Annotated in this window: 23 protein-coding genes; 7 read left to right on the plus strand and 16 right to left on the minus strand. The window is 73.0% G+C overall.

Annotated elements, in window-relative coordinates:
* Positions 1 to 94: 94 nt before the first annotated feature.
* From ACGFU6_RS01305 to ACGFU6_RS01315, 3 genes are all read left to right on the plus strand, one after another.
* Complete coding sequence (locus ACGFU6_RS01305; protein WP_393607423.1) at positions 95 to 871, plus strand: TetR/AcrR family transcriptional regulator; 777 nt, start codon at positions 95 to 97, stop codon at positions 869 to 871.
* 200 nt (positions 872 to 1,071) lie between these two features.
* Positions 1,072 to 2,424, plus strand: a complete 1,353-nt coding sequence (locus tag ACGFU6_RS01310; protein WP_393607424.1) for a sensor histidine kinase — start codon at positions 1,072 to 1,074, stop codon at positions 2,422 to 2,424.
* The gene (locus ACGFU6_RS01315; RefSeq protein WP_073738105.1) at positions 2,421 to 3,086 is read left to right on the plus strand and encodes a response regulator transcription factor; all 666 of its coding nucleotides are present in this window, start codon (positions 2,421 to 2,423) and stop codon (positions 3,084 to 3,086) included. The genes ACGFU6_RS01310 and ACGFU6_RS01315 overlap by 4 nt, the downstream gene beginning before the upstream one ends.
* On the opposite strand, the gene ACGFU6_RS01320 is transcribed toward ACGFU6_RS01315, so the two are convergent.
* The 4 genes from ACGFU6_RS01320 to ACGFU6_RS01335 form a co-directional block, all read right to left on the minus strand.
* Positions 3,047 to 3,397, minus strand: a complete 351-nt coding sequence (locus tag ACGFU6_RS01320) for a DUF6332 family protein (RefSeq protein WP_393607425.1) — start codon at positions 3,395 to 3,397, stop codon at positions 3,047 to 3,049. The two genes, ACGFU6_RS01315 and ACGFU6_RS01320, sit on opposite strands and share 40 nt — an antisense overlap.
* Positions 3,398 to 3,494: 97 nt before the next feature.
* The gene (locus ACGFU6_RS01325) at positions 3,495 to 4,244 is read right to left on the minus strand and encodes a maleylpyruvate isomerase family mycothiol-dependent enzyme (protein ID WP_393607426.1); all 750 of its coding nucleotides are present in this window, start codon (positions 4,242 to 4,244) and stop codon (positions 3,495 to 3,497) included.
* 20 nt (positions 4,245 to 4,264) lie between these two features.
* On the minus strand, positions 4,265 to 4,636 hold the full coding sequence (locus ACGFU6_RS01330; protein ID WP_393607427.1) for an SCO4225 family membrane protein: 372 nt from the start codon (positions 4,634 to 4,636) through the stop codon (positions 4,265 to 4,267).
* Between the two features lie 67 nt (positions 4,637 to 4,703).
* Entirely contained in the window at positions 4,704 to 5,933 is a 1,230-nt protein-coding gene (locus ACGFU6_RS01335; RefSeq protein WP_393607428.1) for an MFS transporter, read from the minus strand.
* Positions 5,934 to 6,055: 122 nt separating this feature from the next.
* On the opposite strand from ACGFU6_RS01335, the gene ACGFU6_RS01340 reads away from it, so the two are divergent.
* The gene (locus ACGFU6_RS01340; protein ID WP_393607429.1) at positions 6,056 to 7,270 is read left to right on the plus strand and encodes an ROK family protein; all 1,215 of its coding nucleotides are present in this window, start codon (positions 6,056 to 6,058) and stop codon (positions 7,268 to 7,270) included.
* Positions 7,271 to 7,328: 58 nt separating this feature from the next.
* Here the strand turns inward: ACGFU6_RS01340 and ACGFU6_RS01345 are convergent, their stop codons facing one another.
* The 4 genes from ACGFU6_RS01345 to ACGFU6_RS01360 are packed head-to-tail and all read right to left on the minus strand — an operon-like array spanning position 7,329 to position 9,828.
* Entirely contained in the window at positions 7,329 to 8,231 is a 903-nt protein-coding gene (locus ACGFU6_RS01345; protein WP_393607430.1) for a phosphotriesterase, read from the minus strand.
* On the minus strand, positions 8,225 to 8,806 hold the full coding sequence (locus ACGFU6_RS01350) for a DUF4865 family protein (RefSeq protein WP_393607431.1): 582 nt from the start codon (positions 8,804 to 8,806) through the stop codon (positions 8,225 to 8,227). The genes ACGFU6_RS01345 and ACGFU6_RS01350 overlap by 7 nt, the downstream gene beginning before the upstream one ends.
* A 10-nt stretch (positions 8,807 to 8,816) precedes the next feature.
* On the minus strand, positions 8,817 to 9,215 hold the full coding sequence (locus ACGFU6_RS01355) for a cupin domain-containing protein (protein ID WP_393607432.1): 399 nt from the start codon (positions 9,213 to 9,215) through the stop codon (positions 8,817 to 8,819).
* A 43-nt stretch (positions 9,216 to 9,258) separates the two neighbouring features.
* A complete protein-coding gene (locus ACGFU6_RS01360) occupies positions 9,259 to 9,828 on the minus strand; it encodes a TetR/AcrR family transcriptional regulator (RefSeq protein WP_393607433.1) in 570 nt (189 codons plus the stop codon).
* A gap of 199 nt (positions 9,829 to 10,027) precedes the next feature.
* Between ACGFU6_RS01360 and ACGFU6_RS01365 the strand changes: the two genes are divergently transcribed.
* Positions 10,028 to 10,327, plus strand: a complete 300-nt coding sequence (locus tag ACGFU6_RS01365; RefSeq protein ID WP_393607434.1) for an SHOCT domain-containing protein — start codon at positions 10,028 to 10,030, stop codon at positions 10,325 to 10,327.
* Between the two features lie 64 nt (positions 10,328 to 10,391).
* Here ACGFU6_RS01365 and ACGFU6_RS01370 read toward each other — a convergent pair whose 3' ends face one another.
* Together ACGFU6_RS01370 and ACGFU6_RS01375 are read right to left on the minus strand one after the other, a co-directional pair.
* Positions 10,392 to 10,913, minus strand: coding sequence for an ATP-binding protein (locus ACGFU6_RS01370; protein WP_393607795.1), 522 nt, complete (start codon positions 10,911 to 10,913; stop codon positions 10,392 to 10,394).
* A 187-nt stretch (positions 10,914 to 11,100) separates the two neighbouring features.
* Complete coding sequence (locus tag ACGFU6_RS01375) at positions 11,101 to 11,418, minus strand: hypothetical protein (protein WP_393607435.1); 318 nt, start codon at positions 11,416 to 11,418, stop codon at positions 11,101 to 11,103.
* A 229-nt stretch (positions 11,419 to 11,647) separates the two neighbouring features.
* Here ACGFU6_RS01375 and ACGFU6_RS01380 point away from each other — a divergent pair, with 229 nt between their 5' ends.
* Positions 11,648 to 12,799: a PLP-dependent cysteine synthase family protein gene (locus ACGFU6_RS01380; RefSeq protein WP_393607436.1), complete on the plus strand. Its 1,152-nt coding sequence runs from the start codon at positions 11,648 to 11,650 to the stop codon at positions 12,797 to 12,799.
* Positions 12,800 to 12,826: 27 nt separating this feature from the next.
* Here the strand turns inward: ACGFU6_RS01380 and ACGFU6_RS01385 are convergent, their stop codons facing one another.
* The 4 genes from ACGFU6_RS01385 to ACGFU6_RS01400 all read right to left on the minus strand — a co-directional run bounded on the left by ACGFU6_RS01385 (position 12,827) and on the right by ACGFU6_RS01400 (position 16,922).
* Positions 12,827 to 13,309: an SRPBCC family protein gene (locus tag ACGFU6_RS01385; RefSeq protein ID WP_393607437.1), complete on the minus strand. Its 483-nt coding sequence runs from the start codon at positions 13,307 to 13,309 to the stop codon at positions 12,827 to 12,829.
* 117 nt (positions 13,310 to 13,426) lie between these two features.
* Positions 13,427 to 15,430 (minus strand): hypothetical protein, encoded by a 2,004-nt coding sequence (locus ACGFU6_RS01390; RefSeq protein WP_393607438.1) that lies wholly within the window; start codon positions 15,428 to 15,430, stop codon positions 13,427 to 13,429.
* A 118-nt stretch (positions 15,431 to 15,548) separates the two neighbouring features.
* Positions 15,549 to 16,001: an SRPBCC family protein gene (locus ACGFU6_RS01395; RefSeq protein ID WP_393607439.1), complete on the minus strand. Its 453-nt coding sequence runs from the start codon at positions 15,999 to 16,001 to the stop codon at positions 15,549 to 15,551.
* Positions 16,002 to 16,079: 78 nt separating this feature from the next.
* The gene (locus tag ACGFU6_RS01400; RefSeq protein ID WP_393607440.1) at positions 16,080 to 16,922 is read right to left on the minus strand and encodes a DeoR/GlpR family DNA-binding transcription regulator; all 843 of its coding nucleotides are present in this window, start codon (positions 16,920 to 16,922) and stop codon (positions 16,080 to 16,082) included.
* Positions 16,923 to 17,106: 184 nt separating this feature from the next.
* Between ACGFU6_RS01400 and ACGFU6_RS01405 the strand changes: the two genes are divergently transcribed.
* Positions 17,107 to 19,491, plus strand: coding sequence for a hypothetical protein (locus ACGFU6_RS01405; RefSeq protein ID WP_393607811.1), 2,385 nt, complete (start codon positions 17,107 to 17,109; stop codon positions 19,489 to 19,491).
* On the opposite strand, the gene ACGFU6_RS01410 is transcribed toward ACGFU6_RS01405, so the two are convergent.
* Complete coding sequence (locus ACGFU6_RS01410; protein WP_393607796.1) at positions 19,451 to 21,883, minus strand: right-handed parallel beta-helix repeat-containing protein; 2,433 nt, start codon at positions 21,881 to 21,883, stop codon at positions 19,451 to 19,453. The genes ACGFU6_RS01405 and ACGFU6_RS01410 overlap by 41 nt on opposite strands.
* A gap of 197 nt (positions 21,884 to 22,080) precedes the next feature.
* On the minus strand, positions 22,081 to 22,689 hold the full coding sequence (locus tag ACGFU6_RS01415) for a hypothetical protein (RefSeq protein ID WP_393607441.1): 609 nt from the start codon (positions 22,687 to 22,689) through the stop codon (positions 22,081 to 22,083).
* Between the last annotated feature and the right edge of the window lie 181 nt (positions 22,690 to 22,870).

The raw sequence follows: 22,870 nt of genomic DNA on the forward strand, positions 1-22,870 counted from the left end.
CGCTTGAGATCAGTGTGCATGAGAGTGGTGCTCGAATGCAAGAGCAGTGCTCTCGTTATTGGTCGGCGCTCTGGAATCGTGGCAGAATGCGCCCATGAGCGCTATCCGAGGAGCCAGGGAACGGGCCCGTATCGAGGTCACCGCCGCCATCAAGGACGAAGCGCGCAAGCAGCTCGCCGCCGAGGGAGCGGCGAAGCTCTCGCTGCGCGCGGTGGCACGTGAGCTCGGCATGGTCTCCTCCGCCCTCTACCGCTACTTCCCCAGCCGCGACGAACTGCTCACCGCCCTGATCGTCGAGGCGTACGACTCCGTGGGCGAGGCCGCCGAGAAGGCCCGCCGGACCGTTGCCCGGGACGGCTCCGCACCCGCCGCGCATCTGGCCCGCTGGGTCGCGGTCGCCTGCGCCGTTCGCGGCTGGGCGCTGGCGCGCCCTCATGAGTACGCCCTGATCTACGGTTCGCCGGTGCCCGGCTACACCGCGCCGCAGGCCACCATCGCGCCCGCTTCGCGCGTCGGCCTCGTCCTCATCGCCGTCGTCGAGGACGCGCACCGCGAGGTGGGGCTCGCGCTGCCGCCGCTCGCCGAGGAGTTGCGCCCCGAGGCCGAGCGGCTCGCCGCCGAACTGGCCCCCGGCCTGCCCCCCGCCGTCGCCGTACCGATCGTCGCCGCCTGGTCACAGCTGTTCGGGCTGGTGTCGTTCGAGATCTTCGGCCAGTTCAACCGGGTGGTGGAGGCCAGGGACAGCTTCTTCCGCCATGCCGTCGAGGAACTGGGCCGCACGGTCGGCCTGCTAGGCACGGCGGCTCGCGGCACGTTGGGCGCGGCGGGCGCAGCGAATACTGAGAGCGCGGCCGTCCGGGCGCAGCGCTGACCCCCGGCTGACCTCCGGCTGATTCCCGGCCGATCCGCGGCGCCCGCCCGGCAGTCCGCTTCACCTCTCCCGCTTCGACCGACCCTGATCCGACAGCTCCCGGCCCGCCCGCCCCCGTTCGCCGTACTCCACAGGGAGTACGGGTGATCGCCACGCCCGGCGGACGCCCGCGCGGTGGTCCGCGGTCTAGCGTGGCCGGCATGGAAGAGCAGCGCTCACAGGCAAGCGGTGGCCCCCCGGGCGAACAGGGCGGACCCCCGCGGCGACGCCCCTGGGCGCACGGCGGACCGGACGGCGGCACGGCGGGTCCCCGGGGGCCCGGCACGCCCTGGGGCCACCCGGAGCCGCCGCGCTGGCTGATTGGAGTACGCGGGCGGTCCGCCGCCCGCCTGCCGTGGGTGTCGACTCTGCTGATCGGCGTCGTCGTCATGGTCGGGTCGAGCGTGGCGGCCCACGGCCAGGCCGGTGACAAGGCACCGCTGGACCTCTTCGCCCGGCTTCTGCTCCTCGCCTCCGTGGCCGTGCTGCTGCTGCGCCACCGTCACCCCGTCGTGGCCGTCTTCGTGAGTTCCGCCGCGGCGATGGTCTATCTCGGTGCCGGATATCCTTACGGCCCGATCTTCCTGGCCGTCGCCGTGGGCTGCTTCAGCGCTGTCGTCGCCGGGCACCGCCGGGCCGCGTGGTCGGCGCTCGGCATGGTGTGGCTCGGACACCTACTGGCCGCCCACTGGCTCTACCGCCGGCTGCCTCCCTCGGGCGACTCGGCCGCGCCCTGGGGGCAGGAAGTGGCGGTCGCCGCCTGGGTGGTGGCCATTGTCGCCGCCGCGGAGTTCGTCCGCGTACGCCGTGAGCAGTGGGCCGCCCAGCGGATGGAACGGGCGGCCGCGGAGAGACGGCGGGCCGAGAAGGAGCGCCTGCGGATGGCGAGGGAACTCCACGACGTACTCGCGCACAGCATCTCGGTCATCAACGTCCAGGCCGGGGTCGGCCTCGCCCTGCTCGACTCCGACCCCGAACAGGCCCGCGCGGCGCTCACCACCATCAAGGCCGCCAGCAAGGAGGCGCTCGGCGAGGTCAGGCAGGTCCTCGACACGCTTCGCACCCCCGGGGACGCGCCCAGGGCGCCGGCGCCCGGACTCGACCGGCTGCCCGAGCTGGTGGAGCAGGCCGCGAGCACCGGTCTGACCGTCAACGTCAGGGCGGAGGGCACACGCGGCGCCGTGCCGCCCGGCGCGGACCTGGCCGCCTTCCGGATCGTGCAGGAGGCGCTGACCAACGTGGTGCGGCACTCCGGTTCGCGTACCGCGGAGGTCGGGATCGGGTACGAGCCCGGCCGCATCCGGCTCCGGATCGACGACCGGGGGCCCGCGACCGGCACCGACGCCGGAGGCAGCGGCAACGGACTGGCGGGCATGCGGGAGCGGGCCGCCGCGCTGGGTGGCACGATCGAGGCGGGGACCCGGCCCGACGGCGGCTGGCGGGTGCGTGCCGAGATTCCGCTGCCCGCCGGTGCGGCCGGCGGGGCATCGCCCCACGAGAAGGAGACACCGTGATTCGCGTACTGCTCGCCGACGACCAGCTGCTGGTCCGGGCGGGATTCCGGGCACTCCTGGACGCCCAGCCGGACATCGAGGTGGCCGGCGAGGCCGCCGACGGCGAGGAGGCCGTCCGGCTGGTACGTGAACTGCGGCCGGACACCGTGCTGATGGACATCCGGATGCCGCGTCTCGACGGCCTCGCCGCGACCCGCGCCATCACCGGCGACCCCGCGCTGAACGAGGTGAAGGTGGTCATGCTCACCACCTTCGAACTCGACGAGTACGTCTTCGAGGCCATCCGTTCCGGAGCCTCCGGCTTTCTGGTGAAGGACACCGAACCGGAGGAGCTGCTGCGGGCCGTGCGAGCGGTGGTCGCCGGTGACGCGCTGCTGTCCCCGGGTGTCACCCGGCGGCTGATCGCCGAGTTCGCGGCCCGCTCCAAGGAACCCGTCGCGGCAACGGGACTGAGCGAACTGACGGAACGGGAGAGGGAGGTGATGGCTCTGGTCGGCATAGGACTCTCCAACGAGGAGATCGCCCGCCGGCTCGTCGTCAGCCCGCTCACGGCCAAGACCCACGTGAGCCGCACCATGGTGAAGCTCGGGGCCCGCGACAGGGCCCAACTGGTCGTGCTCGCCTACGAGTCGGGGCTGGTACGCCCCGGCTGGCTGGGCTGAACCGCCGCTGTCGAGCCCTGTGCCGGACTCTGCCCCCAACGACCCGCCGGACCCGCCCGCCCGAGTTCGACAGCACCGTCGCGTCGGCCGAACCGCCACAGCACGTCGATGACGCGCCCCATGAAGACGAGCCCGGCCACGCAGGCCGCGACCGTCACCATCACGGACCGCAGGCCACCGCGCGGTGCGAGGAGCACGGTGGGGACGCTGACCACGGCAAAGGCCCCGGCGGCCAGCACGGCCCCGGTCAGCAGGGCGAAACCGGTCTCGACGGTCATGGCGTCCCGCTCGGCCCCGCTTCGGTGTCCCATGTCCGAAGTGTCACAGCCGCGGTGACGGGCGGACAACCCCGCCTCCGGCGCCGGGCAGGGCGCCGGAGGCGGGGTCGGAGGCGGCTGCCCGACGTGATCAGTTCACCGCGGACTTCTCGCGCCACAGGCGGGCGAGAGCGGGGTCGCCGGTCACCGTGAGGGCGGTGAGCGGCAGCCGGTTCCAGAGCGAGAGGCACAGGTCCCGGGCCGTGCCGCTCAGTTCGCAGTCCACGGCCCCCTCCGTCGGCTCCCCGGTCCCGCGCACGGTCCGAGGCGCATCCGCCGACAGCTCCACGTTCCACACCGCCCCGGTGTCCGTGGCCCGCACCCGCAGCGTGCGGGGCGCTTCGGTGCGCAGCCGGCTCTTGGGGCGGGCCTGGAACCCGCGGAGCAGTTCGTCGACGCCGTCCACGGCGTGCCCGGCCGCCACCGGGGAGAGGACGCCGCCGCGTGCCGACTCCGCGTCGACCCGGTGGATGGTCGTCTCGTGCGCCTGCCGCCGCGCCCAGAAGGCCAGCGGCGACGGCGCGGCGAAGAAGGTCCAGCACCGCAGGTCCGGCGGTGCGCCCTCCAGGGCGTCGACCAGACCGCGGTGCCCCTCGCGGTACCGGTCGAGCAGCTCGGCCCCGTCCAGGTCGGGCTCGGCCGGGCCGCGGACGTAGGAGGTATGCCCCTCGGTCACGAAGGCGGTCGCCCAGGCGTGCACCATGGCGGTGTGCCGGAGCAGATCCCGCACCTGCCAGCCCGGACAGGTCGGCACGGCCGCCCCGGTGCCGGCCTCCGCCGCGGCTTCGGCCAGCAACCGGCCCTCGGTGGCCAGGGTGTTGATGTGCTCCGTGATGTCCATGGCACGGATTGTGCCAGTGCTCAGGCGCCCTGCGGGTGGGCGGAACGGGTCCGGCCGGCGCCCCCGCGCAGCAGGCGTACGAACCAGCCCAGGACGAACGACTGCACCAGCACGGACACGATCAGGGCCAGGTACATGTACCAGTCGGGTCCGGCCGCGTCCGCTCCCCACATCGCCGTTCCGAGCAGGAAGAGGAACACGGTGGGGGCCGCCAGGAAGAAGAGCCAGACGCCGGAGAACGAGGCGTCCTCGTGCGCGACGAACAGCGTGTCCACCGTGACGAACACGGCAGTGGCCGCGACGACGCCCAGATAGATCAGTGAGGCGGCGTTCCCGAAGGTCAGGCGTGCCATCGCGCGAAGGTGCTGCTTGGTCGTGACCGGCTTGTTCATCATTGCTCCCCGTTGGTGGCTGACCTCTCCATCGTGCGTCCGGGGAACCGTTTCTGCCTGAGTACGGCTACTCACCTGCGCCGGTATGCGACACATTGCGGGCGCCGTACCCCAGCGCCGCGGCCGCGGTCGCCAGCAGGGCCACCGTGGTCAGGGCCGCAGGCAGCGAGAACCAGTCGGTGAGGAACCCGATCGCGGGCGGTCCGAGCAGCATTCCGCCGTAGCCGAGCGTCGAGGCCGCGGCCACTCCGCCGGGACCCGCCAGCTGACCGGCCCTGCTGATCGCCACCGGGAAGATGTTGGCCAGGCCTAGCCCGGTGACCGCGAACCCGAGCAGCGCGAGCCAGGTGGTCGGGGCGAGCGCGCCGAGCAGCATGCCCGCCGCGGCGGTCGTGCCGCCCGCGACCAGGGTCCGGGTCTGGCCGAGCCGTTCGAGCAGCGCCGTACCGGTGAGCCGGCCCGCCGTCATGGCCAGGGCGAACAGCGAGTAGCCCGCCGCCGCGATCCCCGGGTGGGCGTGCAGGTCCTGTTCCAGGTGGAGGGCGCCCCAGTCGGCCAGGGCGCCCTCGCCGTAGGCGGTGCAGAGCGCGATCATGCCGAAGAGGAGCACCACGCGGCGGCCCCGCCCGTCCAGGCGCTTGGGGCGCTCGCTGCTCGCGGACGCCTCCGCCTTGGGCTTCGTGACGGTGTGCCGCAGCAGCACGGGGCCCGCGAAAGCGGTCACCAGGAGTCCGAAACCGGTCAGGATCAGGAGGTGCGTGGAGGGGGAGAGGCCGCCCGCGACCAGCCCGCCGAGCCCGGCACCGATCATGCCTCCGAGACTGAAGGCGGCGTGGAAACTGGGCATGACGGGGCGCCGCAGGGTGTTGACGAGGTCCACCGCCGCGCTGTTCATCGCCACGTTCATGCCGCCGTACGCGGCGCCGAACACCAGCAGGACCAGGCCGAGCGAGAGCGCCGAGTGGGTCTGTGCGGGCAGCGCGATGCTGAGCGGGAGCAGGACTCCGCAGACCACGGTCACCACGTGGCTGCCGAAGCGGTTGCAGAGCCTGCCGGTGATCATCATGGTGATCACGGCGCCGGCGGACACACCGAGGAGTGCGAGGCCGAGGGTGGCGGCCGAGGCGCCGGTCTGGTGCTTGATGGCCGGGATACGGACCACCCAGCCGGCGAAGATGAACCCGTCGAGGGCGAAGAAAACGGTCAGCGCGGTGCGGAGACGGGAGAACGAGGGTGGGGCGGGGTTGCCGCCCGGTCCCCCCGGCAGGGCCGTCCGCAGTTTGTTTAGTTGCGGCACAAACTCAGCATAGAGGCCTGCGGACAACGGGCGCAAGACGGCTGCCGGCGGTGGCCGCGCAGGGGAGGAACCCGGCCACCACGGCGTCGGCGGCACCTCCGGATCATGGGAGACTCGCCCCCATGAACGGCAAGGCGACCACCGCCCGGACGAAGTTGGAGAGGGGCCGCAGCGCGCTCGGCCCCGCGTTGGAACTGGTCCATACCGGACGCGCGCCCACCCGTGCGGTCCTCACCTCCGAACTCGGCGTCACCCGTGCCACGGCAGGCGCGGTCGCCGCGGAACTGGAGGCGCTCGGCCTGATCAGGGTGGACTCCAGCCCCGGTTCGGCCGCAGGCTCGCAGGGCCGCCCCTCGCACCGGCTGGCGGTGCGGGAGTCCGGGCCGGTGGCCGTCGCGGCCCAGGTCCACTCGGACGGCTTCCGGGCCGCGCTGGTGGGCCTGGGCGGCCGCCTCGTCGCGACCGCCCCTGGCTGCGTCACCATCACGGCCGACCCGGCGCAGGTCATCGGTGAAGTCGTCGAGGACTGCGCCCGGTTGCTGCGGGACAGCGGGCTGAGGTGCGTGGGCGCGGGGCTCGCCGTGCCGTCCGCCGTGGCCGAGCCCGAGGGCACCGCCCTCAACCCGCTCCACATCGCCTGGCCCGCGGGCGCCCCGGTACGCGAGATCTTCGCCACATGCGTCCGCGAAGCGGGCATCGCGGGACCGGCGTTCACCGGCAACGACGTCAACCTCGCCGCGCTCGCCGAGCACCGGCACGGAGCCGGGCGCGGCGCCCAGCACCTGCTCTGCGTGGCCACGGGCCACCGAGGCGTCGGCGGGGCGCTCGTCCTGGACGGCCGCCTGCACAGCGGGAGTTCGGGGCTGGCCCTGGAGGTCGGCCATCTCACGGTCAACCCGGAGGGCCGGCCCTGCCACTGCGGCGGCCGAGGCTGCCTCGACGTGGAGACCGACCCGCTCGCCTTCCTCACGGCGGCCGGGCGCCGGCCCGGCCCCGAGGAGTCGCTCCTCAAGCAGTCCGGGGACCTGCTGCGCAACGAGTACGACGACGTGGCCGTGCGCGTCGCCGCCGAGGAGCTGATCGACCGGCTGGGCCTCGGCCTCGCCGGGCTGGTCAACATCCTCAACCCGGACCGGATCATCCTCGGCGGGCTGCACCGCGCGCTGCTCGACGCAGACCCGGAACGGCTGCGGGCCGTGGTCGCCGACCGCAGTCTGTGGGGGCGCAGCGGGAGCGTGCCGATTCTGCCCTGCACCCTTGACCACAACAGCCTGGTCGGCGCGGCGGAGCTGGCCTGGCAGCCGGTGCTGGACGACCCCCTGGGCGCACTCGCCTGAGCGTACGCGCGGACGCCGGCCGGGCCGGGGCCCCGTCGGCGTCCGCGCGCTTCACGCCTCAGCCCACACGCACCGGTTCGAACGCGAAGGCCCCGGCCGGGTTGGTGACCAGCGCCGCCTCCACGAGATCCGCCCCCAGGGCCTCCTCCAGGCGCGGACGCAGCCGGCGCAGCAGGTACGGCATGCCCGGCGTCTCAGGCACGGTGGTGTCGCCGCCGAGCAGCAACTGCCCACCGAAGCCCGCCTCGGCCAGCGCCGCGAGTTCCTCGGGCAGCCGCCAGTCCGTCGCGTGGTTGGCCCGGGACGGTCCGTCGAAGGCGAGGAACGCCCCCGCCCGTGCCGCATCCCGCTGCACGGCGCCGTCCGGTGAGCGGCCCAGGTGCCCGAGGATCACCCGCTGCGGCGCGACGCCCAGTTCCCCGCAGAGCAGTTCGAGCACATCGAGCGCGGCGGTGCCCAGCTCCAGGTGGACGGCGATCGGCGCGCCCGTGCGGTGATGGGCCTCGGCCGCCGCGGTCATGGTGAGCCGGGCGTGTGCGTCGACCCTGTGGAAGGCGCCGGCGACCTTGATCAGCCCCGCCCGTACGCCGGAGGAGCCGATGCCCTCCGTGAGCTCCGCGACGAAGAGCGGGGCGAGCCGGTCCCGGATCCGGTCGAGTTGCGCGGGCGGATACTGCGCCGCCTGGTGCAGCCCGGTGGCCGCCACCACGTGCACGCCCGTCGAGCGGGACAGCGCGGCCAGCGATCCGGCCCCGCGCCCCATCCCGTGGGGCGTCCACTGCACCACCGTGCGGCCGCCGGACTCCTTGAAGGCGCCGAGCCGTCGGGCGGCGTCCTGCGGGTCGTCCAGTTCCTGGCCCGGCAGCAAGGGGCTGCGGATGAAGAGGTGGTCGTGGGCGTCGCACACGCCGAGTTCGCCGGGGGCGACGTCCCCGAGAACGGTGCGGACCGTGGCTACCACTGGCGCCCCTCCTTGAGTTCCTCGCGTTGCGGCCGGCTGACGTGGAGCACCTCGAAGCGCTCGCCGGGCTCCCCGGGCGCGGGATCGTCCCAGAGCGTGAAGTGGACCAGCTCCCAGTGGCGGGGGTCCGCGGCCAGCGCGGTGACGACCGCGCCGGGCACCTTCGCGAGCCGGCGGCTCTCCTCCAGCGCGGCCTCGACCGCGTCGGCCGGGGCGGCCGCCGGGGCGACGAGCGAGCGGCTCCGGGTGGCGGTGCGGGGGAGTGCGGCCGACGAGGGGCCGAGCTCGAACGACAGCCCGGTCCAGTGCCGCACTTCCGGGCGCCCGAAGTCCCGCACGATGCCCTGGAATCCGGGTCCCCAGAGGAAGGAGTTCATACCCTCGGGCGTCGACCAGAGATAGAACGGCGCGTACTGGTTGACCGGTGAGTCCTCGCCGCGTTCCCGGATCAGGTAGGCCTTGACGCCGAGTCCGGGGAAGTCGTCCAGGAGGGGGCCCTTGGCCGTCACCCGGTCCCGGATGATGCCCATGTCGTAGTCGGCGGGCAGGGTGATCTCGTACTGCATGGCGTGCATCGTCCGCTCCTCAGGTCGTGGGGTACTCGGCGACGGCGGCCTCGGGGTGCCAGTGGATGGTGGCACCGTCATCGGCTGCCTCGACGAGGGCCAGATGGGTCATGAAGCTGCGGGGCGCGGCGCCGTGCCAGTGCCATTCGCCGGGCTCGATCCACACGGTGTCACCGGCCCGGACCGGCTCCACCGGACCGCCCCGGCGCTGCACCAGGCCCTCGCCCTCGGTGACATGGAGGACCTGGCCGTGCGGGTGGGTGTGCCAGGCGGTGTGCCCGCCCGGCGCGAAGTGCACGCTGAACATCCTCAGCCGGGACGGCGGTTCGGGCGCCGCGATCTCGTCGAGCCAGACACTGCCGTTGAAGTGCTCGGGAGGTCCGGCCTGTGTGTCGGGGCGGTTCCTGGTGATGCGCATCTGTGCGGTGCTCCTTGTGCGGCGGGTCGCGGGCGGCGGCGGTTCAGGCGGCATCCGTGGCGGGGGCGAGCAGCGTGAGCAGGCCGCGGACGGCGGCGTCGAAGGCGTCCGTCGAGCCGGCGGCGCGGGCCAGTACGTAGCCGCCCTGCACCGTCGCGACGATCGTCGCGGCGATGTCGTCCGGCACCAGGGTGTGGCGGAACTCGCCGCGCTCCAGCCCCTCCTGGACGATCGTGGCCAGCCTGTCGCGCAGCCAAGCGATCGTCTCGTCGACGGGGGCCCGCAGTTCGTCGCTCGCGATGACGTCCGGGTCCATCGTCAGCCGCCCCACCGGGCAGCCCCGCAGGACATCGCGTTCACGCAGCAGGTAGCGCGAGACGCGCTCGTACGCCGGCCCGGGCGCGTCGAAGGCGCGCCCGGCCGTCTCGCGCATCTCGGCGGACGTCTGCTGGATGGCAGTGAGGGCCAGCTCGGGCTTCCCGCTGAAGTGGTGGTACATGCTGCCCTGGCCCGCGCCCGCCCGCTGCTGGATGGCCTTGGGGCTCGTACCCACGTATCCGCGCTCCCACAGGAGCTCCTGAGTGGCTTCGATCAGACGGTCCGGAGTGCTCATGAAGACACTGTACATACTAGTAGGTACAGAATCTACGAGTTCAGGGATGGGGCGGGAGCAGCCGCCGGCCCGCCGTCTGCTCCCGTGGGGGTAGGCGCGCTGCCGCCGGCCGTACGACGACGCGGACCCCTGCCCGGAGACAGGCTCGGAGGTGAAGGAAGAACGTGGACGAGAAACCTCGAACGAGGAGCTGACCGAGATGAACACCCTGGCCTTCAACGGCGGACCCGGACCATGGATCCTCTTCTTCCCGCTGATCTGGGCGGCCGTCGTCATCGGCGTCGTCACGCTCGTGCGCCGTACCCTCTGGCGCGGCGGACGTGGCGGGCGCGGCCCCTGGCAGGTCCGGACCGCACGGGGCGGGCCCGTTGAACCCTCGCCGATCGAGATGCTCGGACGCCGCTTCGCCGTCGGGGAGATCGACGAGGACGAGTACTGGCGCCGTCTCTCCGTCCTCGACGAGCAGTTCGGAACCCGTGGCAGGGACCGTGCGGCGTGACCGTCGCACCGCCGGACGAGCGACAGGAGCGGAACGCCCCGGGAGGCGCCCCGCTCCTGTCGTGTCAGCCGACCGACACGGACCGTGCCACCGAGGGCTGCGCACCCTCCGGCGACATGATGCCGCTCAGGTCGAACGGTCCGTCGGTCGTCGCCCCGTACACCGAATGCGGTGGCTGGGCGGCGAACAGGGAAGGGGCCGGAAGGGTGAACCAGACGATCTTTCCGGCTCCGCCCCGGGGGCGGACACCCCAGCTCTCACTGACCGCGGCGATCAGTGCGAGTCCGCGACCCGAGGTACTGGAATCGTTGGCCTCGCGCACGGTCGGTAGCCGTGGGTCGTGGTCGTGAACGGACACCGTCAGCCGTTCGAGCAGCAACTCGACCTCGACGGTGCATGATTTGTCCGGCTGTGCATGCCGGTGGACATTGGTCAGCAGCTCCGTGACGCCCAGCGCTGCATGGTCGATCAAAGGATCGAGATGCCAGTAGCGCAATTGCGCCGAGATGATTCTGCGGACCTGACCGATTCGCGACGGCAGGGCCTGGAGCTCCACCGTGCAGTGCCTGCTTGGCTCGCTGATCACGGCTGCGACTCCCCGAAATAGGTCCGGAAGAAGACGAAGGGACGGATTCAGCAGCTGGCCGACTGCTGATTCCGGGCCGGCGGCCTGGATCACAGTGTCACCGCCGGTAAACCATGAGTGACGTGACTCCAATGTCGCTCAGGGGATACGGCTCCGCAACTCGCGGTGCCCCCGAGGCCCCGCTCCGTCAGCCGCGCACGGCGGCCGCCCCGCGCAGCGCTTCGAGGAACCGGCGCGCCGGGCCGGCGTCGTCGGGCTTTCCCGGGCGTCGCGGCATCGTCAGCCGGTACCGCGTCCCGTTGACCCTCGCCACCGTCGCGTCCGAGCCCGCGAACCACGCTCTGCCCGTGCTCACGGTCCCCACCGGTGCGCTGTCGATCTCCCGGCCGTAGCTGGTCAGCAGCGCCAGCCGGCCGTCCTTGACGGTCACCTGGCCGGCCCGTGAGAGCGAGCGCGCCCACCGGTCGATGCGCACGCCTGTCTCACTGAACTCCGTTTCGGACATGGCCCCTTCGCCCCCTTCGTCACGCCCCCGAATGAAAGTGTGCACAACCCGGCCCCGCTGCACCAGACCGGGGTGGGGCGCAATGACGGATTTGCGCCGGGACGGCTCCCGCAGGCGTCCCGCCCGCAACACCAAGGCAGGGCTATGGAGTATCAAAGTCAACGTTTGTGCAGGTAGGGGGCATATCGTGGGGCGCGTCGAGACCGGTCGTACGAGGAGAAGCGCGCTGATGGACACGAGTGAGCACAGACACGACGGCGAAGCGGTCGACACCATCGACATCGACCGCACCGACCTGGCGTACCGGGCCTGGCTCAAGGAGGCCGTACGCAAGGTCCAGGCCGATGCCAACCGCTCCGCCGACACCCATCTGCTGCGCTTCCCGCTGCCCGAGAGCTGGGGCATCGACCTCTACCTCAAGGACGAGTCGACGCACCCCACCGGCAGTCTCAAGCACCGGCTGGCGCGCTCCCTCTTCCTCTACGGGCTCTGCAACGGCTGGATCCGCCCGGGAAAGCCGGTGATCGAGGCGTCGAGCGGTTCGACCGCCGTCTCGGAGGCGTACTTCGCCAAGCTGATCGGGGTGCCGTTCATCGCCGTGATGCCCCGCACCACCAGCCCCGAGAAGTGCCGGCTCATCGAATTCCACGGCGGCCGCTGCCACTTCGTGGACGACTCCCGCAGGCTGTACGAGGAGTCCGCCACGCTCGCGGCGGAGTCCGGTGGTCACTACATGGACCAGTTCACCTATGCCGAGCGGGCCACGGACTGGCGCGGCAACAACAACATCGCGGAGTCGATCTACCAGCAGCTGAGGCTGGAGCGGTACCCCGAACCCGCCTGGATCGTCGCCACGGCGGGCACCGGCGGCACCTCCGCGACCATCGCGCGGTACGTGCACTACATGCAGCACGACACCCGGATCTGTGTGCCCGACCCGGAGAACTCCTGTTTCTTCGACGGCTGGACCCACCACGACCCCCTCGCCACCAGCGACTGCGGATCACGCATCGAGGGGATCGGCAGACCGAGGATGGAGCCGAGCTTCGTCCCCGGAGCCATCGACCGGATGATGAAGGTCCCGGACGCGGCCACGGTCGCGGCCGTACGCGCACTGGAGCGCTCCATCGGCCGCAAGGCCGGCGGCTCCACCGGGACGGGGCTGTGGAGCGCGTTCAAGCTGGTCGCGGAGATGCTCGCCCAGGGCGAGACCGGCAGCATCGTCACCCTGATCTGCGACCCCGGGGACCGGTATCTCGACAAGTACTACTCCGACTCCTGGCTGGCCGCCCAGGGCCTGGACATCGAACCCTGCACCCGGACCATCGACCACTTCCTGGAAACCGGCAACTGGCCCGGAACGCAGAGGAGTACGGCCTGATCCCCCCGGGAGCGCACGCCGCGCCGCTCAGCCCCCGGCCGGACCGGAGAGCCGCCGGCCGAGGTTGCGCACCGCGTCCCGGAACGACCTGCCGACCGCCGGCCGGGCCCGCCGCAACGTGAACCGGAACAGCGCCGAACCGTCGGCCGCGAAGGTCCACCGCACCCGGGTGCCGGTGCCCGCCGGAGTCAGCAGCCACTCCTCCACCAGGGCGTGCAGCCCGGGGGCGTTGGATTCGTCGATCCGATAGGCGTACCGCCTGCCGGGCTCGGCGGCGACGATCGTCTCCCGGAACCTGATCCCGCCCCGGAGCCGCACCTCGCGTCCGGCGCCCGCGTCGACCGGCCGCGCCGCCGTGACCTGTGTGAACCACTCGGGCGTGGCCTCGACGTCATCGGCCAGCGCGCGGTACACGGCCTCGGGCGGCGCGGCCACCTCGGCGGCGAAGACCAGTCTCAGCGGAGCGGACTCGATGAAGTCGAGGTCCACCGTGCGGAGTCGCCGTGCCATGGAACGCACCTCCCGTGCGGTCGGCCGCGGACGGGCCGCTGTCACCCTATCTGGCGCACCGTCAGATGTCTCCGGTGGTACGCCGGCCGAATCGGCCGCCCGTACGAAGGGGCCCGGTCAGCGCACCGCTGTGAGTGAACCGCCCTCCCTCAGCCGGGCCTTCAGTTCGACCGAGGTGTTCCGCGCCGCCCGCACCGCGAGCGTCGTACCGGCCGCAGATTCGCGGACCGCCCCGGTGGCTTCGATCCGGTTCACCGCACGGCTCCCCGCCGCCAGCACGTACCACTGCCCGGAGGGCGCCTTCCAGTGCGTGCCGCCCAGGACGTGCTGACCGAACCTGCTGCACAGCGCCGTGTCGCGCTGGTCGCCCACCACGGTCGCCGGGGCGCTCGGTGAGGGATCGGGGGCCAGGAACTGCACCAGCACGCGTCCGGGGCCCTGCCAGGTGTCGGCCCGGGTACAGACCCACTGGGCCGGGGCGCCGCCCTCCGGCAGGCGCTGCTCGGCGAAGTCCCAGTTGTTGACCGCACGCACACCCGTCCCGCGCAGCGCCCGCAGTGAGCACGCGGTGCGCGCCCAGCTCAGCAGTGCGGGGCCGCCCGTCGCCTCCCTCGGCTGCCGTGCGGGCGCGCCGCCGCCGGGTTTCGGGGTGAAGGTGAGATGGACCGGGTTGAGATCGCCCAGGTCGGTGAGGAGGAAGGCGTGCTTCTCCACGATGCGTTCGGAGGAGCGCAGTTGCATCACCGGCCAGGAGTCGCAGCTGCCGCCCGGCGACGGACGCGCGACGGCGGCCGTCACACCGTCCGCCCCGACCTTCAGCGCACGGGCCGGAGTGTTCGGCCGCAGCAGATCGCGCGTCGTGGTCTGCGAGATCCAGGGCGCCAGCAGATAGCGGGCACGGTCCCCGCTGCGGCTGACGACCACCGCGGCTCCCGTCGTCACGTCCGCGTCATCCGTCCGGGCGAAGTCCAGCGCGGGAGCCCCGGACCCGGACAGCGGCTCCGCGTAGCGCACCACCCGTACCCCGCCGTCGTGGAACAGCACCACGGCGGCACCGTCCACCTCTCCCGCGTACAGCAGCCGCGGCGGCTGGGCCGGAGCCACCGCAAGGGCCCCCGGGGTGGTCGAGACCGCGGTGCCCCGCGGGGTACGGCCCCAGGCCCGCAGCGCCCGGCCGAGGAGTTCGCGGTCATCGGCGCGGTCACCGCGGGCCGGCCACGCGGTGAAGTCGACACGGGAGGTGTCCGCCCACTCCTCGGCGGCGGTACGCAGCAGCGCCGCCGGATCGAGGGCGGGGGCGAGCGTGCTCCGGGCGTCGGGGAGGCGGACCGCCGAACCCTCCTCCGCCAGCGCGACCACACCGCCCGCCACCACGCACAGCGCCGCCACGCCCGCCACCACCCGCATCCGGTGCCGGCGTCGCAGCAGATCGCTCGGCCGGGTCTGGACCACGCACGGGTCGAACTCCCCGGAACGCAGCAGCACCCCGGCCCCCGCCCGGTCGCCGGCCCCGAGCTGCCTGGCCGCCCGCACCGCACTCGCCGGGTCCTTCGCATCGGCACGGGCGAGCAGGGCCTGCGCCTCGGGCTCGCCCAGCTCCTCCAGCAGCCGCAGCGCGAACGCCGCCCGGACAGCCGCGGACACCGCCGACAACTCCTGGTCCAGAGCCAGTTCGGCCGCTCCGCCGGCCCGCGGGAAGAGCCGCAGACCCCAGACGGCCGGGAGCGAGGGACGCAGCGCGGCCGGGGCCGGCAGCCGGCCCGGCCACCAGGGCGGCCGCCGCTCGTAGGCCAGCGCGGTACGCAGTACCCGTAACCGCATCCAGGCGTAGGCGGAGGTGACACCGTCGTCGGGAGCGGGGCCGGGGGAAGCCCCGCGAGTCTGTGCCGGCACCCGGACGGACGCCGGTGCCTCGGGCGCCGTACCCGCCCCCGGCAGCGCACGCTGCACCGAGGCGTGGGCTGCCAGCACCCTGCGGTGCCGGCCGAGAGCGGGCGGCAGCACCAGATAGGCGAGCCGGACGAGACGCGGATAGTGCTCCACGAGCGCGGCCTCGGCCTGCGGGACGCCGGGGCGTTCGCTGCTGCCAAAGGACCGCTGCTGCGGTTGGTGGATCGGCATGAATTCGGTGCTTCCTGAGCCGTAGGCGGAAACCGTCACACCGACAAACGACTCGATCGTGTGACGGTCACATCACCTGTTCAGGGCGCCCGTCAGCACCGTGCGGACCGCTCACCGGTCACCGATAGCCCTGCGCCGGCCGGTCGAGCATGGAGTCGAGCACCCGGCCGAAGATCCGCCGCCCCGCCCCGGAGATCAGCGGATCACCCCACCTCGGCAGCAGCCGGACACTCAGCTCCTCCACCCACACCACATGGGAGCCGGCATGGGTGGGATACACATCGATGGAAGCCCGGCCCAGCACCACCCGGCCACGCTTCTCCAGACGGCACATCCCCGCCCGGCTGCCGGACGGCGGCGACCACCGGACCACTTCCATCGGATCGTCGAACGCCAGCGGACCGACGCCGGTACGCGCCACGAAGACCGTCCCGGTCCGCGTCGGCAGCCCGGCGGGCACCGTGATCGTGGTCAGCGGGACATGCGCGGCGTGCCGTTCCCAGTCCGTCACCCGGCGCCAGGACTCGGCTGCGGGAAGAGGAGTGAAGCGCTCGATCCGGAAGACGGCCACAGCACGATCCTAGGCCGTCACGCCCCTCCCGCGAGCTGAGCGGAATCCGGGGCCACCGAGGGCCGGGCCGACCGCCGCTCAGACCTGCGCGGGCCCGCCGTCCGTGTCCCGGCCCGCGACCACCAGGCCGGGCAGGTGCTCCTCGATCTCCTCGCGGGCCTCCCCGGACAGGCCCGCGTCCGTGACGAACGTGTTCACCTGCTCCAGCGTCGCGAACGAACTCAGTCCCACCGTGCCCCACTTGGTGTGGTCCGCGACCACCACCACGCGCCGCGCCGACTGCACGAAACGCCGGTTCGTCTCGGCCTCCGCCAGGTTCGGCGTGGACAGACCGGCCTCGACCGAAATGCCGTGCACGCCGAGGAAGAGCACATCGAAGTGGAGCGAGACGATCGCCTGGTCCGCGACCGGGCCGACCAGCGAGTCGGACGGCGTCCGCACCCCACCGGTCAGCACCACCGTCGCGGCACCCGGCCGGGCACCCGGCGACCCCGGACGCTGCGCCGCGTGGAACACGTCGGCGACCCGCACCGAGTTGGTCACCACCGTCAGGTCCGGGACATCGAGCAGGTGCTGGGCGAGCGCGTAGGTCGTGGTGCCGCCGGAGAGCGCGATCGCACTGCCGGGCACGGCCATCGCGGCGGCAGCCCGCGCGATGTCCTCCTTGGCGGTCAGCTCCAGCGTCGACTTCGCCTCGAAACCGGGCTCGTGCGTACTCGCCTCGACCACCGGTACGGCGCCGCCGTGCACCTTCTCGATGACACCCTGGCGGGCCAGCGCGTCCAGATCCCGGCGGACGGTCATGTCGGAGACGCTCAGCTTGCGGGTCAGCTCATTGACCCTGACCCCGCCGCGCCTGCGCACCTCGTCGAGGATCAGCGCACGCCGCTGCTCCGCGAGCAGATTCTGATTCTCGCTCAACGCCGGGTCCGGTCCTTCCCTGTGGCCGTGCAGGAGTCCGTTCGGACGGGCTCATCCTGCCACGCGGTGTCGCGGGCCGCCGCACTGGGGAGATTTCGTAAGAGCGGCACGGATTCCGCCACCCGGCCGCGAGTCTGGTGACCGGCCATCAGCCGGCTTCCCCCTGCGAGAGCGAGTCACCCCAGTGCCACCTCCCACCCAGGCCCCGCAGAGCACCGGACCAGCGCTGGAACTGCTGGTCCACGGTGTGGGCGGAACCACGCCCCAGGAGATGCTTCTCGACCCGCGCACGGTGCGCGTCACCGGTGACGCCACCGCTGCCATCTACCGGCGCTCCGGCGACGTGGACGCGGAGCAGCACCCCGAGCGGTACCGGGATCAGCCCATTCCCGAGGCCTACTGCTGGTCCAATCTCACGTCCGGCAACGGCTCGCGTGCGCTGTGGCTCCTGCTGCTCCCGTTCATGGTGATCAACCTCGCCCACTGGATGCGCCCGGCCGCCACCGGCCGGCCCCGCACGATCCGGCTCTACGGGGCGCTCGTGCGGCTGGTCGCGCTGAGCCTCACCGTCCTGCTGACCGCCGCGGCCTGCGAGGTCGCGCTCGATCTGACCGCCTGGCAGTGCGCCGGTGTGCACGCCTGCTCCGACCAGCGCTCGTGGCTGGGATTCCTGTCCGCCGCCCAGGGCGGCTGGTGGTCCCAGCCCGGCCGCCGGCTCGCCCTCGCGGCGCTGGTGCCGACCGCCCTGGTGGGACTGCTCTGGTACCTGTCCAACCGCACCTGGAGCGCCTACGAGTCCCAGCGCCCGCTGACCGGCCCGGTCCCGGACGACGACGGCAGCGGCGGGCCCTTGGCCGGTGCCCCCGCCGAGCCCCTGCGGCCCGCGCTCGGGCGCCCCGGATTCTGGTTCGGCCGCCGGCTCGTCGCCCGGCTGCGCGCCGCCCACACCGCCGCCGGCTTCCTGACCGTCACCGCCTCCGTCGCAGGCGCCGCGGCCAGGCACGACCGGGCCGCCGACGGCGCGGTCCCCGCCCTGTACGGACGGCTGATCGAGGCGCTGCTCGTCCTGGGCATGCTCGTCGTGCTCTGGGTCGTCTGCCGGCGCGGCCGCAGCGAACGGCGCCTCGACAACCGGCTCGACCGCGCCGTCATCACCTGTCTGCCGGGAGCCGCGCTGACCCTCCTCGTCCTCGCCTCGGTGCACGCCGCCTGGTCCCGCCCCGGCTGGGCCTCGGCGGGCACCCTCCCCGGCGACATCACCTTCCGCGTGGTCACCCTCGCCCAGGGCGCCCTCGTCGTCGTCCTCGCCTCGGTGGCGTGGCTCCTGTACCGGCGCAGCCCCGGACCGCGCACCGTGATGCACGGACTCGGCGGCCCCGCGGTCGCGATGCTCGCCTGCGCACTGGGCGGCGTGATGACCGGCGGGGTGGCCCAGCGGGTGGCCGACTGGCTCGACGGGCCCGGCAGCCCCGGCATGGGCCGCAGCGCCGTCATCGACGGACCGCCGGTCCTGCTCAGCTGGCAGGCCTCCGTCATCCCCGTGCTGCTGGTGCTGCTCCTGCTCCCCGGCATCGCGCTCGGCGTACGGACCTACCTCACTTCCCGCCGTCTGGAGCCGGTCGTCGACGCCGAGTACGAGGAGCGGCGGCCCGACCCCGCCCGTACCAGGCAGATCGCCCTGACCCGCGCCACGGCCGCGCTCACCGACTCGGCGCCCGGCATCGTCGGCCTGGTCTCCGGCGCCACCCTGCTGCTCGGCGCCGCGGCGGTCGGCGGGGCCTGGGCCAGCGGACAGGTGCCGGGACTCGCGATGGACGGCAGCAGCCCCTTCGTCGAATCGGTGGCCGAGGCGGCGCAGTCGACCGGCTCCTGGATGGTCGGCTTCGGCTTCCTGGTCTTCGTCGCCTGCGGCCGGCGCGCCTACCGGGACGCCTCGGCCCGGCGCACCATCGGCATCCTCTGGGACGTCGGCACGTTCTGGCCGCGCGCCGCGCACCCCTTCGCACCGCCCTGCTACGCCGAGCGCGCCGTCCCCGACCTGGCCTCACGCATGTCCGGCTGGACGGCACGGACCCGGGGCCGGCTCGTCATCTCCGGCCACTCCCAGGGCAGCGTCCTGGCCGCGTCCGCGGTCTGGCAACTGCCCGCCGCGACCCGGCGCAGGGTCGCCCTGCTGACCTACGGCTCACCGATCGAGCGGCTCTACGGACGCTGGTTCCCGGCCTACTTCGGCCCCGCCCAATTGCACGGGCTGCACCGCTCCGTGCACTGCTGGCGCAACCTGTGGCGGGCCACCGACCCGATCGGCGGCGAGGTCCGCCTCGGCGAGGAGTCCGGGCCCGAGGTGGACCGGGGCCCCCTGAAGGACCCGCTGGTCTACGGGCGCACCCCCGAGCACCCGCTGCCAGAGCCGGTGCTGGGCCACTCCGACTACCAGGCCGACCCGGTCTTCGCCCAGGAGCGGGCCGCACTCCTGGAACGGCTGTCCCCGCTGCTGCCCCAGCAGGCCGACGAGCCCCGGCACGAGCTCAGGGAAGTTCCGGGAGGTCCTCCGGATACAGCAGGGTGAGGTCGTCCGTGCTCGTCTCCGCGAGCTGGGCGACCCGGCCCGCATGCCGCTCCACCATCGACTCGAAGGTCTGACGGGCCGTCCGGCCGTTGCCGAACGCGGGCCCCTTGGGGAGCTCGGTGAAGTACTTCAGCAGCGCCTCGTCCGTCCCGGAGGCCAGGCTGTACTCCTGCTCCTCGGTCTGCTGCTCGACGATCCGCAGCAGCTCCCGGGGCTCGTAGTCGCTGAAGGTGATCGTCCGTGAGAACCGGGACGCCACACCGGGGTTGACCGTGAGGAACCGCTCCATCTCGTGGGTGTACCCGGCGACGATGACGACCACCGCGTCCCGGTGGTCCTCCATCAGCTTCACGAGCGTGTCGATCGCCTCGCGGCCGAAGTCCCGCCCGGAGTCCTCGGGGGACAGGGCGTACGCCTCGTCGACGAACAGCACGCCGCCGCGCGCCCGGTCGAAGGCCTCCTGGGTACGGATGGCGGTCGAGCCGATGTGCTCGCCGACCAGGTCGACCCGGGACACCTCGACCAGATGGCCCCGCTCCAGCACACCGAGGGAGGCCAGGATCTCGCCGTACAGCCGGGCCACCGTCGTCTTGCCGGTGCCCGGGGAGCCGGTGAAGACGAGGTGGCGGCGGACGGACGCGGCTTTCAGGCCGGCCTGCTGCCGTCGCCGCCCCACCTCGATCATGTCGGTGAGGGCGCGCACCTCGCGCTTGACGCTGTCGAGCCCGACCAGCGTGTCCAGCTCACCCAGGACCGCCCCCGAGGTACGCACCGGCTCGGCCGGCGCCTGGGCGGCGACGGGCCCGGCCGCACGCGGCGCGGGGACCGACCCGAGCAGTCCGGGTGTCGTCCGGGTCGCCGTCAGGACGGCCGGCGGCGGGGGAGTGGCGGTGCGCAGCGCGCTCTCGTCGCTGGTGCAGTCCTCCACGACGGGGCCGGTGCCGGACCCGTCGCCCTGGGCGCCGCCGTCCGGGAACTCGTAACCGCCGCGGGCACAGCGTTCGGTGCGGCATCGGGTCAGCGTCGTACGGCAGCCCTCCATCACATGGAAGCCGTAGCCCTCGCTGCCGGTGACCCGGCAGCCGTGGAAGGTGCCTCGGCCCTCGGCCGACACGTAGAAACCGGCCTCGGCGGGCGAGGTGACCGTGCAGCGCTCGATCGTCGGATCAGCGCCCTTGGTGACGATCACGCCCGTCTGGGCGGCGTCGATGGTGCAGTTGTTGAGGGTGCCGCCGCTCCCGTGGTCGCGGAACCAGGCACCGGTCGACGTCTCACGGATCCGGCAGTCGTCGAGCTGCGCGGTCGCCCCGTCGCTCACCGACACCGCCGTGTTGCGGATCTGGGAGAGATCGCTGTCCACGACGTCGGCGCGCGAGCCCCGGTCGAGCACGAAGATGGCGTCCGGAACGTCGTGGACGCGGCAGGAATCCAGTATCACCGTCGCGCCGTCGCTGACCCAGACCGCCGGGTAGTCGCCCGTACTGTCGTGGATCTCGCACTGGTTGGCGTCGACCCGGGTGCCCGGGTCCCAGACCGAGAGCCCGTTGCGGCCGAACCGGCGCACCGTGGAGCGGGTGAGGGTGAGGACCGAGCGCGAACGCAGGTCGACCGCGTTCTCCGGGATGTCATGGATGTCGCAGTCGGCGAGCGTGAGCACCGCGTCGGTGTCGAGGGTGACCCCGTCCGCGGACGTGCGGTGCACCGTGCAGTCGGTGAGATGGGCGGAGGCGCGGGCGGCCACCTGTATTCCGCTGCCCTTGATCTCGTAGATCTCGCAGCCGACCGCTTCCAGCCCGCTGCCCTCGCCCGTGACGGACAGTCCCGCGCCCGAGGAGTGGTGGACGCGGCAGCGCTCCAGGCGGGGGTGTGCGCCGTCGCGCACCGAGACACCGGACTGTCCGGCCGAGACGATCTCGCACTCCTCGAACACACCGCCCGCGCCGTCGAGTACGGCGATGCCGACGCCGGCCGGATTGTCGACGGTGCAGCGGCGCACGGTCGGCCGGGCCGCACCGCGCACCTCCAGGCCGGCGGCCGAGCGGGTCACGATCCGCAGGTCCGCGAGCTCCGGGGCGCCTTCCTCGATCAGCAGGGCGGGAGCCGCGGAGTCCTGGCCCTCGATGTGGAGGTCCTGGACCACGGCGGAGGCACGCAGCGTCAGCGGTACGCCGTCGGCCGGGGCGATCCGGACGGAGCCCAGGGAGCCCTCGGGCCCGCGCAGCGTCACCGCGCGGGCGATGACGAGGTTCTCCCGGTAGGTGCCCGGCGCGACGGTGAGCACATCACCGTCGGCCGCGGCCTCCAGGGCCGCGGTGAGGGAGGCGTATTCGCCAGTGCGGCGCCGCCACCGCGATGTGCCGGTGTGCGTCACCTGGACCGTGCCCTGTGCCATGGCGCTGACGTGCCCCCGCCTCGTGCGTGTGTGATGCCCTGGTCACCGGCCTCACGGCGATGACCACCCAGAAGTCCACCCGCCGCAGTGACGAGCGGGCCGGTCCACCGTAGCGCGCGCGGAGGGCGGGAGTTGACCTGATCGGCACCCTCCCGGTGCCGTGACGGGCAAAGCCTGCCGGGCGGGACGGGCCCGGCTCAGCTGCCGGTGCCGGTCCGGCCCCAGTCGGGCCCGGCCTTGGCCCATGCCCGGTCGAGCCGCTCGTACCGTGCCCGCACCATGCGCCATACGATCAGGCGCCGTCCGGCCTCGATCAGCAGGGCGGTGAGCATCGCGGAGCCGAGACCGGCCAGTGCGGCGTGGGTGTGCGCCGTCGGAGCGTCCATGGGGCGCAGTGCGGGATGCCCCTGAGGGTCCGTCCAGATCCTCACCCGGGTCCCCGGTGCGGTGTTGCGCACGGAGGTCGTCACCGTGGCGCTGCGTGCCGTGCCGTCCGGTGCGCGCCAGCGGGCCAGCACCGTGGTCATGGCCGCGCGGTCGGTGGAGATCTCCGGGTCGGCCACGAAGTGCCGCGAACCCGTGGCCCGGTGCACCACGACGGCGTTGGTGAGACGGGTGCGCGCCTGCTGGGCGCGCACCGATTCCTGCAACGCGTCATCGGCGAGTGAGCCGAAGAACCAGCCGAGCGCCGGTGACGCCACCACGAGCAGCACGAACGCGGCCAGGGCCACCCACGCCTCGTGCCGGTCCGTGGCACGGCGCAGAGAGTTGTGCCGCCAACGCCAGACTCCCGAAAGTGCCCGCACAGTCCTGCACCCCCTTCCGTATCCGTCTTAACCCGATACGGTGCGGTCCGCGCGCCGGAGCGGCGAGGAGAGAGCAACCTCACCCCGCCCAACGCGCCGGCCGGCCACGGGAGTTCCCGTCCGCGGGGGGCCGTTCGCCGCGGACACCCGCGCGGGGGGCGGCCGCTGACCTCCTGCGGCC

It is taken from the genome of Streptomyces sp. NPDC048462 (genome assembly GCF_043200175.1).
In the GTDB taxonomy this organism is placed as follows: domain Bacteria; phylum Actinomycetota; class Actinomycetes; order Streptomycetales; family Streptomycetaceae; genus Streptomyces.